Origin of the sequence: Pantoea eucrina (assembly GCF_002095385.1) — a bacterium.
GTDB classification, from domain to species: Bacteria; Pseudomonadota; Gammaproteobacteria; order Enterobacterales; family Enterobacteriaceae; genus Pantoea; species Pantoea eucrina.
In genome coordinates, this window is sequence record NZ_MIPP01000032.1 from 13,884 (window position 1) to 29,868 (window position 15,985).

The following is a 15,985-nucleotide window of genomic DNA, read 5'->3' on the forward strand; positions in this document are numbered from 1 at the left end:
AGGCGCCATGAAAGCAGCCGGTAAAGGACCAGCGGTACTTCGACTGAATAATCTGAAGCGGGTCATGGCGCAGCTGCGCTCCGCCCGCATCACCTCCCGTCAGGACATCGCCCGGGCGCTGGATCTGAGCAAAAACACGGTTTCACTGATTATCGACGACCTGCTGGCGCAGGGGCTGGTGCGCGAGCTGGGGCCGGTCAGCGTGACGGCGGCAGGACGGCCCAAAATTGAGATCGCCCTGCGGCCGGAAAAACTGAAAAGCGCTGGCATCATGGTAGCGCGACAGACAATCCACTGGCAGGTACGCGACTACTTCTCACAGGTTATTGCGGAACAGACGTGGCGCACCGAAACGGCCGCCCCGGAGCGGCTGCTGCAGGAACTGGCTGAAGTGTGTCAGACATTATGCGCCGCGCATCCGGAGCTGACAGGGATTGCGATTGGTCTGCCGGGCATTATCGATTCACAGCGCGGCTTTGTGCACTTCTCTGCGCCGCTTGGCTGGGAGAACGTGGCGGTGCTGGCACCGCTGCAACGCTGCGTCAGCCTGCCGCTGCTGGTGCTCAACAACGTCAAGGCAGCCGCGCTGCTCTCTGTACAGCAGCTGCAGCTCAGTAAGGCGCAGAGCCATTTTTATCTGCGTATTGCGGAGGGCGTGGGCGGCGCGCTGATCGATCGCGGCGCGCTGTATACCGGCAGCAGCTGGACCGCCGGTGAAATCGGCCATCTGCGGATGCAGCGCGAGGGGCAGCTTTGCAGCTGCGGCCGCCGGGGGTGCCTGGAGACGCTGATCGGTCAGCCCGCCATTCAGCAGCAGCTGAGCAAACGCAAGCCGGGCCTGCGCTGGCAGCAGGGTGAGAGTGAACCTTCACTGTTTAATCCGCTGATGAGCGAAGCGGGCGAGCATCTTGGTTTTGCGCTGAGTCAGGTCATGCAGCTGGTTAACCCGGCCTGTATCATTATTGACGCGCCGTGGAACAGCTCAGCTGTTTTCAGGGAGGCGGTACAGCAGACGATGCAGGCCAGTACGCTGGCGTTCACCCACGCGCATACGACGCTCCATTTTCTGGCGCAGCGCCTTGAGCCGGCCCAGGGTCTGGCTCTGGCGGTTATTGCGCAGTATGAGCAGGCAGATTATTAACGCCGTGCACCCTTCTTTTTACCTCATCGCAGGTCAGGCCACCCGCAGGTGGCCTGCTGGCTGATTCAGTCGCGGGCAGCAGCCGGTGGTACGATGGAAGGCGGTGTATGATGCGCCCGTTTCAGGAAGCGGCTCTCCAGCAGGGTCCATGAGGTCCACGCCAGCGCCAGAGTGATGACGATAGTCAGAAGCAGGCCAGCAAAGGCGTTGGCGCTGAACACGCCGAAGTGCTGCAGTACCTGAATAATCGGCCAGTGATAAAGGTACATGCCATAAGAAAGATCGCCAAACTGGCTGATTTTTATCTCACGACACAGGCTGGTACAGCAGAAAATCACCACTGAAGAGAACGCGACCGGCTCAATAAGAAACGCATACTCGCTGCGTTTGCATAGCAGCCATGCCGCCATCGACACCAGCGTAATCAGCTTCAGCCGATCAAAAGCGGGCTTGTGTATCGCCAGCAGGCTGCCAAAGAAAAAGTACGAGGAGAGGGCGACAAACTGCTTCGCCAGCGTATCGGCTTTGGGGCCGCTATAGACAGAGGTGAAATAGAAGAACCAGGCGCAGGAGATGATGAAAATGGCGCCCCAGACTTTCAGCGGATTACGCTTCATCAGCGGAACGATAAACGGTAACAGCACATAGAGCGTCAGTTCCGCTTTGATCGTCCAGAGTGAGCCATCCATCGGCTGGTTTGGATTATCGGTAAACACACCCGGCAGTGAAGCCTGAATAAAATTCAGAAAGGTAAAGTTTGCCACCAGATACTTAATAGTTTCACGATGTTTCAGAAAATCCATTAGCGGCAATGTCGTCAGACACAGGCCAATGGTAAAACACATCAAAATCACAAATATATAAGCGGGCAGGATGCGCTGGGCGCGCTTAATAAAATAAGAGTTCAGCGAGCGGCTTCTTAAGTAACTTTTTGCAATAAGAAATCCGCTTATTGCAAAAAATCCTTTCACAGCAAAATCGCTATTCAGATAATGTGCAAGGAAACGAATATCGGCATTTCTGGTGACTTCAGCTGAGTGTACCAGCAAAACGATAAAGGCAAGCGAAAGCCTGACAATATCAAAATTATTTTTTTCGTTCATATCAGCATTCTTTTTAATGGGATAACAACGCGCTGTAATAATAATTAAAGCGCCTGTATCGGATGGTGTTCTGATTAAAAGCGTTAAGCTCTGCCGCGGCAGATGTAAACTATTAGAGTTTTAAACGATAGAAAAATCAAGCGATGTATAAGCGCGGCGTAATATTCAGAATTTCCCTGGTATGGTGGAAAAAAGAGGTTATAAATAAAAAACGCTAACCAGTTGGTTAGCGTTTTTAACAATTAACGGAACAGCTGGAAGCTGCGCGACACCTCGTAGCCGACGATCGATTGCTTACTGGCCATGGTGTTATAGTAGAGATAGTAGAGCACCATCAGCACGGTTATCGCTACGGCGATGACCTTTCTCAGCTTTTTGGTTTCCCAGATACAGAGTGAAATCAGCACCGGTTCAACCTGCAGCAGGTAGTTTGCCAGGCGGCCGCCAGAGGCGTAGTCCTGCAGCGCCATACGCAGGCCACTGCCGATGGCAAACGTAATCGCCAGAATATAGTAAGTGTTAAATTTTGCCGGGTCGGCGTTTCTGATTTTATCACTCAGCAGCATGTAGCTGAAGATAAAGACAAAGCCAATGTTTTTCAGGTTAGAGAGCGTAAGAATACCCTGCTCCTGGCGCGACTCTGCATCGGCATAGCCCATGGCCCTGTCGCCCAGTGAACCCAGATGGCTGGAGAGCGCGGAGATCAGTGCTGAGCTTCCCATAAAGGCCAGCGGCAGGCTGATAACGACGATCGCAATCGGCACATATTTGTTTTTGCGGATAATCATCGCCATCGGAATAAGCAGCGCGACAACGGCCGTTGCGTGGCAGAAAAACGACAGCAGAAATGTGGTCACCATACCCGATTTACTGCGACGCGACATATGCCAGACAAAGCCGAGCAGAAACGCCGAGCAGAGACCAAAGCGGATCTGGTTCATATCTTTGTTGATAAACAGGTGCGCCGAGTAGATGGCCAGCGCGACCAGCGGCAGCGGCGTCAGCTTGCGGAAGTAGTGCGCGTTAACGCATACCGCGATGAAGGCGATAACAAAGATAAAGATGTCAGCATTGGCCGTAAAAATGCGCGTTGCACCGGCAATCGCATAAATAGCAGGCTCATAGCGAAACTCGACCACGGCGCGCCAGAAGCCCTCGATAATAATTTTATCGAGAAACTGTGCATAGAAGTCGCGATACTGGAAGTCATCAAGGCCGGTTCCCAGGCCACGGATGCCGCCAAAAGTAAAAAGTACTACAACAGCAATAAAATAAAGCCACGTCCTGATATGTGCTGTGTTTTCATTTTTACTTAACATGATTTCGACAATTGCGACAAAAGTCATGCTAAGACTTATGATCCAGTAAATTCCCATGGTCACAGATTCTTATAGTTTAAAATGCACTTATAACATAGGGCTATGTTTTGGTAAACATGAGAAAAGTCTAATTTTTCCTGGCCCGGTATTTTATCAGATTACTGCCGGGATTATTATTCATCCGCTTTCTGCTATTTTCAAATTCTGCTGCTGATATTTTTCCTTTTCAGAGAGTTGCCGATCCGCAGAGGTAAAGAAAAGGCCGAGGCTAAAGTGCGTTTGTAACTGTTTTTATTAATAATATGGAGCCAGAAGAATGATCCTTTTTCGCCTGATAAGCGCGTTTTTACTGCTTTATCTTCCGCTGGCCTTTGCCTCTAAGGAAATTCCTATCTGGCCGGGCGAAAACATAACACAGAATAAATTTATTAATTTCAGTAAAAATCCTGCTGATAATAATCGTGCCGTTACGCAGGTTAATTCGCCGGAAATGATTTATGTAGCGCCTGCGGGAAAAAATAATCACACAGCCGTGCTTATCATTCCCGGTGGGGGATTTTCTTATATTATGAAAGATCTTGAGGGGCTTAATATCGCCACGCTGTTAAGTCGTCAGGGTTATACGTCCTTCGTTCTTCTTTATCGTATGCCGCATGACGGCACCACACAGAATCGCCAGGCGGCCTTTGCGGATGCGCAGCGGGCACTTCGGCTTATCCGGCTAATGCCCCGCAATACCATATTGCTGCCGATCGTATTGGCGTGATGGGTTTTTCTGCAGGGGCTTATCTGGCCGCGAATCTCAGTAACGATCCAGAGGCTGATAACTATCCGGCACAGGATGCGCAGGACAGCGTCTCAGCCCGTCCCGACTTCACTGCCCTTATCTATCCGGTACTGTCGCTTAAGGATGGCGTAACACATCCGGGCACGCGCGCCGCCATGTACGGCAAAAACATCAGCCCGCAGACCCTTCTGCAGCAGTCGCAGGAAGCGCGCGTCAGCGATCGTACGCCGCCGACGTTTCTCGTTCACGCGCTGAATGATGGTACGGCTTCAGCGCAGAATACGCTGCTGATGTTTGCCGCGCTGCGCGAGCATAAAGTGAAAACAGAAATGCACCTGTTCCAGCAGGGCGGGCACGGTTTCGGGACCGGACAAAAACTAAAGCTGCCGGTAAGAAACTGGCTGACGCTGTTTCATGACTGGCAGAGCACGCTGACTGACCGGTAAAAGCCAGAATGCGCGATGAACTCTGGCGAGCCGGTCAGCGCTTTCAGCTGACCAGCTGTCGCGTATCGATGCGCTTCAGCACCTTTGCCAGCAGCAGGCTGCCCAGCAGCGTGACGCCAAACACCCACGGCAAATCGAGCCAGGGGCGTGACATATCGTCATAGTGGTGAGTACGCAGATAGTGAATAAACAGCGCGTGAAAACCATATACCGGCAGCGAATAGCGAGAAATGGTCGCCAGCAGCGGCAGCGGCCGCTGGTTCAGGCTGTTTTTAAACAGAACCAGCAGGCTGATGGCCGCGATAAAGACCAGCGGCCCGCAGTAGAGATACCAGGTGTCGTTGAAGGCGCCGTTGATTTGCAGCAGCTGCTTTGTACCGAGTGCAATACCCAGCACGCAGGCGATAAAAACGCCTCCCGCCAGCCAGCCGATCCGGCGGCCGCCCGTCTCCATACAGCCGATAGCGCGTCCGAGCAGGGCGTACAACAGGTAGTAGATGCTGTCGCCACTGACATAGAGATTGACCGGCAGCCAGCGAAAGGATCCCACTGACTGGCTGACCGTATTCGGGTTTGCCACCACCGCCAGCACCACCACCAGCAGCGCCACATAGCGTTTTTGTACCGTTTTGACCTGTATCAGCGGCGAAAGCAGGTAGATACCGATAATCGCAAAGAAGAACCACAGATGATAAAACACCGGCTTCTGCAGCAGCTTCATGATGGATCGACCTTCGCTGATCGGTGTCAGCCAGGTGATATACGCCAGCGCGACCGCGCTGTAGAACAGCAGGCAAAGCACAATGCGTATCAGATGTCGCGCCTGCGCGCTGCGCTCGCCAAAAAACAGGTAGCCTGAGATCATAAAGAACAGCGGCACGCAGACGCGGGAGGCGGCGTTCATCAGGTTGGCCACATCCCAGGTTATGCCGGTGACCGCCATCGGTCCGGTGATATACCAGGTCGTGGTATGGATCACGATCACCATCAGGCAGGCGACCGCACGTAAGTTGTCGATCCAGCTAATTTTTTGCGGCATGGGATCCTCGCGTACAGATGGTGCGAGGAAGGGTAGCCGCTGTGCCGCCACTCAACAACATCTGCCGCCGTAATTCAGAGCCCTCTGTGCGGCAAAAGCGCGCGCGACCCGCACAGCCTCAGGATTTCCGGCTGCACATTGCCCGGTCAAAGGGTATACTGTCGAACTCTTTTTAATTCACCCGTATCCCGTGCGAATTCAACATGCAAAAGTTTGATACCAAGACCTTTCAGGGCCTGATCCTGACCTTGCAGGATTACTGGGCGCGCCAGGGCTGCACCATTGTCCAGCCGCTGGACATGGAAGTGGGCGCCGGCACCTCACACCCGATGACCTGCCTGCGCGCTATTGGCCCGGAGCCGATGGCCAGCGCCTACGTGCAGCCTTCACGTCGTCCGACCGACGGACGCTATGGTGAAAACCCCAATCGTCTGCAGCACTACTATCAGTTCCAGGTGGTGATCAAGCCTAACCCGGACAATCTTCAGGAGCTCTACCTCGGCTCGCTGAAAGAGCTGGGTATCGATCCCACTATCCACGATATTCGTTTCGTAGAAGATAACTGGGAAAACCCGACGCTGGGCGCCTGGGGCCTCGGCTGGGAAGTGTGGCTCAACGGTATGGAAGTGACGCAGTTCACCTACTTCCAGCAGGTTGGCGGCCTTGAGTGCAAGCCGGTCACGGGTGAGATCACCTATGGCCTGGAGCGTCTGGCGATGTATATCCAGGGCGTGGACAGCGTCTACGATCTGACCTGGAGCGACGGTGCATTTGGCAAAACCACCTACGGCGATGTGTTTCATCAGAACGAAGTAGAGCAGTCGACCTATAACTTCGAATATGCCGACGTCGGTTTCCTGTTCAGCTGTTTTGAGCAGTATGAGAAAGAGGCGCAGCAGCTGCTGGCGCTGGAGAAGCCGCTGCCGCTGCCAGCCTATGAACGCATTCTGAAAGCGGCCCACAGCTTTAACCTGCTCGACGCGCGCAAGGCGATCTCCGTTACCGAACGCCAGCGCTATATTCTGCGTATTCGCACCCTGACGAAAGCCGTGGCGGAAGCCTACTATGCGTCACGCGAGGCGCTGGGTTTCCCGATGTGCAACCGTAATAAGTAAGAGGCAGCCATGACCGATAAAACTTTCCTGGTGGAAATTGGCACCGAAGAGTTGCCTCCGAAAGCCCTGCGCAGCCTGGCGGAAGCTTTTGCTGCACACTTTACTGCCGAGCTGGACAGCGCTGGCCTGACGCACGGCGAAGTCAGCTGGTTTGCTGCTCCGCGCCGTCTGGCGCTGAAAGTCGCAGCGCTGGCGGCGGCGCAGCCCGATCGCGAGATTGAGAAGCGCGGCCCCGCCGTCGCGGCTGCGTTTGACGCAGCGGGTAATCCGACGAAAGCAGCTGAAGGCTGGGCACGCGGCAACGGCATCACGGTCGATCAGGCTGAGCGCCTGAGCACCGATAAAGGCGAATGGCTGGTGCATCGCGCCGCGGTGAAGGGCGAGCAGGCCAGCGCGCTGCTGCCGGCAATGGTCACTACCGCACTGAGCAAGCTGCCGATTCCAAAACTGATGCGCTGGGGCGCCAGCGATGTCCAGTTCGTGCGCCCGGTGCATACCGTGACGCTGCTGCTGGGAGAGGAGCTGATCCCGGCCACTATCCTGGGCGTACAGTCAGCGCGCACCATTCGCGGCCACCGCTTTATGGGCGAGCCGGAGTTTACGCTGGAGCACGCCGATCACTATCCGCAGCAGCTGCTGGCGCGCGGTAAGGTAATGGCTGATTACGCTGAGCGTAAAGCAAAAATCAAGGCGGATGCGGAAGCGGCTGCACAGCAGCTGGGCGGCGTCGCCGATCTCAGCGACAGCCTGCTGGAAGAGGTTGCTTCGCTGGTGGAGTGGCCGGTGGTGCTGACCGCAACGTTTGAAGAGAAGTTCCTGGCAGTACCGGCGGAAGCGCTGGTCTATACCATGAAAGGCGATCAGAAATATTTTCCGGTCTACAGCCCGGAAGGAAAACTGCTGCCGAACTTCATCTTCGTTACCAACATCGAGTCAGGCGATCCGCAGCAGATCGTGGCCGGTAATGAAAAAGTTGTGCGTCCCCGTCTGGCGGATGCGGAGTTCTTCTTTAACAGCGATCGTAAAAAGCGTCTGGAAGATAATCTGCCGCGTCTGGAGACGGTGCTGTTCCAGAAAGAGCTGGGCACGCTGCGTGATAAGACCGACCGCATTCAGGCGCTGGCAGGCTGGATCGCCGCGCAGATTGGTGCAGATGTCAATCACGCGACCCGCGCCGGCCTGCTCTCCAAGTGCGACCTGATGACCAACATGGTGTTTGAATTTACCGACACCCAGGGCGTCATGGGTATGCACTACGCCCGTCATGACGGGGAAGCGGAAGATGTGGCGGTAGCGCTCAATGAGCAGTATCAGCCGCGCTTTGCTGGCGATGCGCTGCCTTCTAACCCGGTGGCCTGTGCCGTCGCGATTGCAGATAAAATGGATACGCTGGCGGGCATTTTTGGTATCGGTCAGCATCCGAAAGGCGACAAAGATCCCTTTGCACTGCGCCGCGCCGCGCTGGGCGTACTGCGTATTATCGTCGAGAAGAATCTGCCGCTCGATCTGCAGAGTCTGACCGAAGAGGCCGTGCGCCTCTACGGCAGCAAGCTGAGCAACGCGAAAGCGGTTGATGAGGTGATCGACTTCATGCTGGGTCGCTTCCGTACCTGGTATCAGGAAGAGGGTCACAGCGTTGATACCATTCAGGCGGTACTGGCGCGTCGTCCTACCCGTCCGGCAGATTTCGATGCGCGCATGAAAGCGGTATCGCATTTCCGCACGCTGGAGGCAGCCTCAGCGCTGGCAGCGGCCAACAAGCGCGTGTCGAACATTCTGGCAAAAGCCAGCGATCCGCTGAACGACAGCGTGCAGGCATCGCTGCTGAAAGAGAACGCGGAGATCCAGCTGGCGACTTTCGTCACCGCGCTGAGCGACAAGCTGCATCCCTGGTTTACTGAAGGCCGCTATCAGGATGCGCTGGTGGAGCTGGCACAGCTGCGTGAAGCGGTAGATAACTTCTTCGACAACGTTATGGTTAACGCAGAAGATGATGCCGTGCGCGTGAATCGTCTGACGCTGCTGGCACAGCTGCGTCAGCTGTTCCTGCAGGTGGCAGATATTTCCCTGCTGCAGTAAACGGCAGCAGGATGCGGTAGCGAAAGGGACGAGCAATCGTCCCTTTTTTATTGCCGTCTAACCTGCCGGCGGCACGGTACGCGCGAAGCTCTCGCGCTGAAACAGGGTTTCCGCCAGTTTGACCAGCGCCGGGCGGTTTACACACCAGTTCGGCAGCACGCGACGGAAATTCAGATAGCCAATCATGCAGCCGGTCGCGATATCCGCCAGATTCAGTGTGCCGGTGTTGATCAACTCCGCTTTCGCCGCGGCCGCCTCCAGCGCATCCAGACCGCGCTGGATTTTTTCACGGTTGCGCAGCAGCACCTCTTCAGACTGCTGCGCGCCAGGCCGCATCTGTTCCCGCACAATGGTCACCGCCGCGTCGTTAATACCATCAGCCAGCTTTGCCAGCTGGCGTACCTGCAGCGCGCGCAGCGCATCATCAGGCAGCAGGGCGGGTGCTTCATCACGCAGCTCAATAACCTGAGCAATGACAGAAGAGTCGTACCAGGTTAATCCGCGCTCGTCGATCAGAGCCGGTACTTTTCCCAGCGGATTATAGTGGGGCACCTGGCTATCTTCCGCCCAGGGTGTATGGTTTATAAACTCAAACACGATGCCCTTTTCCAGCAGAATAACTGAAATTTTGCGCACGAACGGGCTGGTATAACTGCCTATCAGTTTCATCAAAGCCTCCGTATAAAACGCGGTACGTAGCGGTAACGCCCGGGCCAGCTATTCGCCGGGAAACATAAATGGATTCAGGCTACTGCGGGCAAACCCTTCCTGCTCCATGCGCGCATCCAGCACCAGCGACGCCAGGTCGTCGGCAACAGGCTCTACCGCCGGATCCCGCTCCTGGCAGAGCAGTTTCATATAGGTGCCGCAGTCGCCGCAGCTCTCTGCATGAACGGCAGCCTGGTGATTATCGAGCGACCAGAGGTGCAGATCGCGCGTCTGCTCACAGTTGCAGCATCGGTCACTGGCGACGTGCCACTCACTTTCGCACAGGTTGCAGTGCAGATAGCGTAATCCCTCCTGCGCCACATCCATATGCACCAGGCCGGTAACCGGAACGCTGCCGCAGACCGGGCAGAACTGCCGGTGATCGCCCTGTTCCGTCCGCACCTTGCCGGGTATCATAGCGGCCATCTGCGCCCAGTACAGCGACAGTGCAGCCCAGACAAAAGGCGACTTATCGCTGCTGACCCGGCTAAATTCCCCGGCCAGCAGCGCGCTGGCAAGCGTCTCCAGCTCGCTGGCGGACGATTTTTCCAGGTTCTCCAGCACCGCCAGCGCCTGGCCACTCATCTCCGGTTTGAGTTCTGCAATCAGTGAATGCAGCAGCTGCTGCCAGTGACGATCGCGCGGATAGTGGCGAATATCAAGCGGCGGCTCATTGCGCTGCGCGCTTTCTGCAAGGCGCGGACGCAGATCGAGCCGCAGCGGATGGTCATACAGCACAATCTCCTGCGCCTGAGCGATCACTGCAGCAAAGCGCAGATAGTCACCCAGCGGATTTTTTGCCGCCAGATGGCGCAGGCGTGCAGCGCGACGGCTATAGAGATTTTTCAGCCGGGGAAACAGCAGCGGCGGGATCTGTTCCGCGGTCTGCGGTTCGCGTGTTTCCGGCTGATTCTGCGGAATAATGCGAATACTCATCAGGGAACACCTCTATTTTCTGGCGATAACGCTGCCAACAATGAAAGCAGCACGACTACGCTGATGATAGCAGCCTGACGCTCAGGCGGCTGGCTGACGGACGATTAACTGCCGGTGACGGCAGCCGGAGGGAGGGACGATTCTGTGACCGCCGCAGGCCGCGCAGCCAGAGTGCCAGCACATAAGTTGAAGAAAAATTTTTGGCCGACGTTCATGCTCAGCATCTGAACCGGCAGCCGGTATAGCGTCCAGGCCGTGAGGCCCGCCGCTTTTGATGAGTGCAATAAGAGACAGATAACGTGACAGCAAAACAGCAGGCAGGTGAGCAACCTGTGAAAACGATCGCTGGCGTAAGCCAGGCTGAAGTGTGGCAGCGCCGGACACCGGAAACGGCCGAAACTGACTGGCTGGCACAGGAGGTGCCGGTAGCGCTGGTCTATAACGGCATCTCGCATGTGGTCATGATGGCGACGCCTGACAACCTCGAGGCGTTTGCGCTGGGTTTCTCGCTTTCAGAAGGGATTATTGAACAACCGGCTGAGATCTATGGCATCGATGTGGTGCCGGGCTGCAACGGCATTGAAGTACAGATTGAGCTCGCCAGCCGCCGGTTTATGGCGTTAAAAGCGCAGCGCCGGGCGATGGCGGGGCGAACCGGCTGCGGCGTTTGCGGCGTTGAGCAGCTGGATCAGATTGGTAAGCCGCTGCAGCCGCTGCCTTTTACCCAGACGTTTGACCTGGCTCAGCTGGACAGCGGGCTGGCGCGGCTGCGTGACTATCAGCCGGTGGGCAATCTTACCGGCTGTACGCACGCGGCGGCATGGCTCTCACCCGAGGGATTGCTGCCGGGCGGCTGTGAAGATGTCGGGCGGCACGTTGCGCTGGATAAGCTGCTGGGGCTGCGCAGTAAGCAGGGATGGCAGCAGGGCGCAGTACTGGTTTCCAGCCGCGCCAGCTATGAGATGGTGCAGAAGTCCGCCATGTGCGGCGTGGAGATCCTGTTTGCGGTCTCGGCCGCCACCCAGCTGGCAGTAGAGGTTGCGCAGCGCAGTAATCTGACGCTGGTAGGCTTCAGTAAGCCAGGGCGGGCAACGATCTATACCCACCCGCAGCGGCTGCGCTAGCCGGTTCAGGCCGCTGAACCGCAAATCCTTATCATTTCTACGGCATTGATAACCCTTTTATGGATCATGATTTTAACTATAATGATCCCACTGCTTACGCGGCACACTGGTAAGGTGATGCTGCAAAACATTAAATGGAGAGGAAGAACATGAGTTATTCACTGCCATCCCTGCCGTACGCCTACGACGCACTGGAACCGCACTTCGACAAGCAGACGATGGAAATCCATCACACCAAACACCACCAGACCTACGTAAACAACGCTAACGCAGCGCTGGAAGGTACCGAATTCGCCGATCTGCCGGTTGATGAGCTGATTACCAAACTGGATCAGCTGCCAGCAGACAAAAAAGGCCCGCTGCGTAACAACGCTGGCGGCCACGCTAACCATAGCCTGTTCTGGAAAGGCCTGAAAACCGGCACCACGCTGCAGGGCGACCTGAAAGCGGCTATCGAAAAAGATTTCGGTAGCGTTGAGAAATTCCAGGAAGAGTTTGAAAAAGCAGCAGCTACCCGTTTTGGCTCTGGCTGGGCGTGGCTGGTGAAAAAAGGCGACAAACTGGCTGTGGTTTCAACCGCTAACCAGGATAACCCGCTGATGGGTGACGCGATCGCCGGTGCGTCTGGCTTCCCAATCATTGGTCTGGATGTGTGGGAGCACGCTTACTATCTGAAGTATCAGAACAAGCGCCCTGACTACATCAAAGCGTTCTGGAACGTAGTGAACTGGGACGAAGCAGCAGCGCGTTTTGCTTCAGCAAAATAATCAGCGCTTATTTCTGCGTAAAAAACCGGTGCGATGTCGCCGGTTTTTTTTATCTGCGTCACGGCAATCTAAACCCCAGCTAAACAGCAAACCGTTTAGTGCCGGCGGGGTGGGGTCATTAACGAATCGTTGAAGCGGCTGTGCTTAACATTGCAGCAGGTTTTTTCGAGACGTTAAGCTCCTTATGACAACAATTACCCACACTGAATCGGGCGATCTCTCTTCTTCAGCGCTGTTTTTTCCGCTGATCAGCGGCAAACTTCGACCTGATAATCTCTGGCACAGCGGCCGCTTTCGTACCAAGTTTGCGTTGCGAACGGCGCTCTATCCGTTTACCACGCTGACCTATCTGCAGCAGCTGGCGCAGCTGCCCTTTTTGCCACAGCTGATGGCCAGCCAGGGTCTGCTGCCCGCTAAACCGCATCGTCCCTATCTCTGTTCGCGGTTTAGCGTGGCGCAGCGCGCACGCGCTATCGTGCAGCACTACCAGCATGTTGCACAGCTTGATAATCCCGCCCTGCGTCAACTAATGCTGAATCCGGCCGGTACGCCTGTTGCACAGCTCAGCGGCAAAAATGAAGAGCAGTTTACGATTGCCTGCAGCTCCGGCTATTACGATCGCGAAGGTGAGCTGACGCTGACGTTGCACTATCAAAGTATGCTGCTGGCCTCTCTCTCATTCTCGCTGATTGGCGGGCCGCAGCGGTGTACGCTGTTTATTGGCGGACTACAGGGGCCGCGCAAGCATATTCCGTCGGAGGCGATCCGCGAAGCGACCAAAGCTGCGCACGGTCTGTTTCCCAAGCGCGTGCTGATGGAAGCACTGTTTCTGCTGGCGGAGGCGTGTGGAGCAGAAGCGATAGCCGCCGTCGGCGACACCACGCATGTGTTTCGCAGCCTGCGCTATCGACACAGTAAAGGGGATAAGTTTTTTGCCAGCTACAGTGAGTTCTGGCTGTCGCTGGGCGGCGAGGAGCGGGCCGACGGCTGCTTTACGCTGCCGCTGCAGATGGAGCGCAAAGCGCTGGAGGAGATAGCCAGTAAAAAGCGCGCCGAATATCGCCGGCGCTACACGCTGCTCGACAGCCTGAAAGAGCAGGTTCAGCAGGCCGCCGGCTGCGCTCACCGCGCAGACCGTGCAGCCTGAACAGCCTCAGAACGGCTGTTTTGCGTAGCCGGTCATGACTTTCAGACCCATTTCTCGTCCCAGCGCGGTCATCGGATGCACCACAACCAGGCCGCGCACGCTTTTCTTCAGCGCACCCATGTTGGCCTGCTCTTTTTTCGTGATTTCACGGCTGAACGGCAGCTGCTGCAGCTGCTGCGCCTCTTTGCTCAGCTTTTCATCACGTACGCCGCGCAGACGTTCAATCTCCTGCACCAGCGTCTCTTTCTCTTTCAGCAGCGCACCCAGCTTTTCAGCGTCACCCGCTTCCAGCAGCTGGGGTTCTTTGCGGTTCAGTGCGTCCAGCTGATCGCTGAGGCGTTTGATCTCGGCTTTGACTTGTTCTTTCATTGGAAAAACTCATTAAGGAAAACAGGGAAAGGATACATTAATTTAGGCCGGGCGGGCAGTACGACTGTTCGATGTACCGCTGCCTGAGGTCAGACAGCGGGCTTTTTGAATGCCTGTTTGTGCGAAATACGGGAAATAAGTTCGGTCAAAGAGAGCACCATGGTGGATCGCACCATCTGCAGATAACGCTGCTGCTGCATAATGCGCAGCGCCTCATCATCGCGGGTGAAGTCGGGCTGTGGCGGCCAGGCGACCACGCAGTGCAGCTCACTGAACGGACCCAGCACCTCGTCATCAGTAAAGCGATAGTCGCTGGCGTCGTGGTTCAGCTCTTCGCGCAGCGTCAGCAGCAGTTCGCAATCCTCATACTCCTGCCGCGTAATCACGCCCAGTCCGTAAACAAGCTTAAGACGTACCGACAGCTCGCCCAGCGGCCCGTCTCCCAGCAGCAGCGGTTCGACGGCGTACCTTACCGCATAATCATCTTTGCGAAAGACCTGCAGCACCAGCAGATTAACCGCTTCTGCCAGCAGTTCAACCGCAGCAATCAGAAAGCTTCTCACCGAACGACCGGCGTTCAGGCGCTCAAGCACCTGGTTTTCAAAAGCCTGCTTCTCTTCCATCATTGCCTGCATCGTTCAGCTACCGTCTGCGGGCGCAACCCTGTTGCGCCCGGTTTGCTCACCCGGGGGCGCGCATTATGCCATAGCGCTGTAAGCGCTCACCACAGCCTCTACTGCCTGACTCTCCGGCTCCAGGCCGGAAATTTTTACCAGCGTCTCTGCAACGCCCTGTTCCGCGATCAGCGTGGCCAGCTCCTGCGCCTGCGGATCGGCATCGCTGCGGTAGTGCATCGCGGCTGCGATCCCCTGCACCAGATTATCGTGCGGTAGCTGGTACTCCAGCGTGCCGAGCAGCGGTTTAATCAGGCGATCGCCTGCGCTCAGCTTGCGCAGCGGCTGGCGGCCTACGCGCTCGACGTCATCTTTCAGGTAAGGGTTCTCAAAGCGGGTAAGGATTTTGCTGATGTAAGCCGCATGTTTCTCTGCATCAAAATCGTAGCGCCTGATCAGAACGGCGCCGCTCTCCTGCATGGCCCCCTCAACCACGGCGCGAATGCGGCTATCCAGGATCGCATCGCGAATGGTTACATGACCCGCCAGTTTGCCCAGATAAGCGGTAATAGCGTGGCCGGTATTAAGGGTAAAGAGCTTGCGTTCAACAAACGCCATCAGATTGTCGGTCAGTTCCATGCCAGGGATCGCCGGCAGCGCCCCTTTAAACTGCGTTTTATCAACAATCCATTCGCTGAAGGTCTCAACGGTCACTTCCAGCGGATCGCTGCTGCCCGCTTCAGAAGGCGGGACAATACGATCCACGGCGGAATCGACAAAGCCGACGTGCGCTTCTGCCCAGGCGTGATGCTGCGCCGGCAGCGCCTTCAGCACATGCTGCTTCAGCTGACTGGTGCCGCGCACCATATTTTCGCAGGCGATGATGTTAAGCGGTGCGGTATTACCCCGATCGTGGCGGGCGATCAGACCCTGCGCCACGCTGCCGGCAATACGTTCAAGGATCTGCGGTCCGACGGCAGTCGTGACCAGATCGACTTCAGCGATCAGCGCAATGATGTCATCGCTGGTGCTGTTAACGGCGCTGACGCCGGTGACCGTCTCTGTTTTTGCCTGTTCGCCAACAACATGAACCGGATAGGTGTGACGGGCGTTAAGGGCATCCAGCACAACCTGATTGACGTCAGCAAAGACCAGCTCGATGCCGGCATCGGCCAGCAGCTTGCCGATAAATCCGCGACCAATATTGCCTGCTCCAAAATGTAACGCTTTCATAAAATTGACCCATCTCAAATAGCGAAAGGGCGGGCATTTCCGCCCCGGACACAGGGCG

The 15,985-nt window shown here is 56.2% G+C and carries 16 protein-coding genes; 8 read left to right on the forward strand and 8 right to left on the reverse strand.

Annotated features, from left to right (window positions below; genetic code table 11):
- The first annotated feature begins 7 nt into the window (after positions 1-7).
- On the forward strand, positions 8-1,141 hold the full coding sequence (locus HA43_RS13570; RefSeq protein WP_094111892.1) for an ROK family transcriptional regulator: 1,134 nt from the start codon (positions 8-10) through the stop codon (positions 1,139-1,141).
- Between the two features lie 65 nt (positions 1,142-1,206).
- Here HA43_RS13570 and HA43_RS13575 read toward each other — a convergent pair whose 3' ends face one another.
- Together HA43_RS13575 and HA43_RS13580 are read right to left on the reverse strand one after the other, a co-directional pair.
- Complete coding sequence (locus HA43_RS13575) at positions 1,207-2,244, reverse strand: acyltransferase family protein (protein WP_039381595.1); 1,038 nt, start codon at positions 2,242-2,244, stop codon at positions 1,207-1,209.
- Positions 2,245-2,486: 242 nt separating this feature from the next.
- On the reverse strand, positions 2,487-3,590 hold the full coding sequence (locus HA43_RS13580; RefSeq protein ID WP_223811801.1) for an EpsG family protein: 1,104 nt from the start codon (positions 3,588-3,590) through the stop codon (positions 2,487-2,489).
- 289 nt (positions 3,591-3,879) lie between these two features.
- On the opposite strand from HA43_RS13580, the gene HA43_RS19225 reads away from it, so the two are divergent.
- Complete coding sequence (locus HA43_RS19225; protein WP_244555234.1) at positions 3,880-4,329, forward strand: alpha/beta hydrolase; 450 nt, start codon at positions 3,880-3,882, stop codon at positions 4,327-4,329.
- Positions 4,329-4,796, forward strand: a complete 468-nt coding sequence (locus HA43_RS19230) for an alpha/beta hydrolase (RefSeq protein WP_244555235.1) — start codon at positions 4,329-4,331, stop codon at positions 4,794-4,796. Before HA43_RS19225 ends, HA43_RS19230 begins: the two co-directional genes overlap by 1 nt.
- A 43-nt stretch (positions 4,797-4,839) precedes the next feature.
- On the opposite strand, the gene HA43_RS13590 is transcribed toward HA43_RS19230, so the two are convergent.
- Complete coding sequence (locus HA43_RS13590) at positions 4,840-5,835, reverse strand: acyltransferase (protein ID WP_039381604.1); 996 nt, start codon at positions 5,833-5,835, stop codon at positions 4,840-4,842.
- Positions 5,836-6,038: 203 nt separating this feature from the next.
- Here HA43_RS13590 and glyQ point away from each other — a divergent pair, with 203 nt between their 5' ends.
- Together glyQ and glyS are read left to right on the forward strand one after the other, a co-directional pair.
- Positions 6,039-6,950, forward strand: a complete 912-nt coding sequence (gene glyQ, locus HA43_RS13595; RefSeq protein WP_039381606.1) for a glycine--tRNA ligase subunit alpha — start codon at positions 6,039-6,041, stop codon at positions 6,948-6,950.
- A 9-nt stretch (positions 6,951-6,959) separates the two neighbouring features.
- A complete protein-coding gene (glyS, locus tag HA43_RS13600; RefSeq protein WP_094111894.1) occupies positions 6,960-9,029 on the forward strand; it encodes a glycine--tRNA ligase subunit beta in 2,070 nt (689 codons plus the stop codon).
- Positions 9,030-9,086: 57 nt separating this feature from the next.
- On the opposite strand, the gene HA43_RS13605 is transcribed toward glyS, so the two are convergent.
- Complete coding sequence (locus HA43_RS13605) at positions 9,087-9,698, reverse strand: glutathione S-transferase (RefSeq protein WP_071668235.1); 612 nt, start codon at positions 9,696-9,698, stop codon at positions 9,087-9,089.
- Positions 9,699-9,746: 48 nt separating this feature from the next.
- Positions 9,747-10,673 (reverse strand): formate dehydrogenase accessory protein FdhE, encoded by a 927-nt coding sequence (fdhE, locus tag HA43_RS13610; protein ID WP_094111895.1) that lies wholly within the window; start codon positions 10,671-10,673, stop codon positions 9,747-9,749.
- A gap of 332 nt (positions 10,674-11,005) precedes the next feature.
- Here fdhE and fdhD point away from each other — a divergent pair, with 332 nt between their 5' ends.
- The 3 genes from fdhD (at position 11,006) to HA43_RS13625 (ending at position 13,711) form a co-directional block, all read left to right on the forward strand.
- Complete coding sequence (gene fdhD, locus HA43_RS13615) at positions 11,006-11,797, forward strand: formate dehydrogenase accessory sulfurtransferase FdhD (RefSeq protein WP_223811803.1); 792 nt, start codon at positions 11,006-11,008, stop codon at positions 11,795-11,797.
- A 149-nt stretch (positions 11,798-11,946) separates the two neighbouring features.
- Positions 11,947-12,564, forward strand: a complete 618-nt coding sequence (gene sodA / locus HA43_RS13620; protein WP_039381619.1) for a superoxide dismutase [Mn] — start codon at positions 11,947-11,949, stop codon at positions 12,562-12,564.
- Between the two features lie 184 nt (positions 12,565-12,748).
- Positions 12,749-13,711, forward strand: coding sequence for a VirK/YbjX family protein (locus HA43_RS13625; RefSeq protein WP_094111897.1), 963 nt, complete (start codon positions 12,749-12,751; stop codon positions 13,709-13,711).
- A 6-nt stretch (positions 13,712-13,717) separates the two neighbouring features.
- Here HA43_RS13625 and HA43_RS13630 read toward each other — a convergent pair whose 3' ends face one another.
- From HA43_RS13630 to mtlD, 3 genes are all read right to left on the reverse strand, one after another.
- Positions 13,718-14,080 (reverse strand): YibL family ribosome-associated protein, encoded by a 363-nt coding sequence (locus tag HA43_RS13630; RefSeq protein WP_065647847.1) that lies wholly within the window; start codon positions 14,078-14,080, stop codon positions 13,718-13,720.
- Positions 14,081-14,169: 89 nt separating this feature from the next.
- Entirely contained in the window at positions 14,170-14,715 is a 546-nt protein-coding gene (gene mtlR, locus HA43_RS13635; RefSeq protein WP_175540444.1) for a mannitol operon repressor MtlR, read from the reverse strand.
- Between the two features lie 63 nt (positions 14,716-14,778).
- Positions 14,779-15,927 carry a mannitol-1-phosphate 5-dehydrogenase gene (gene mtlD, locus HA43_RS13640; RefSeq protein ID WP_039381626.1) on the reverse strand — a complete coding sequence of 383 codons (1,149 nt, stop codon included), beginning with the start codon at positions 15,925-15,927 and terminating at the stop codon, positions 14,779-14,781.
- Positions 15,928-15,985 lie beyond the last annotated feature (58 nt).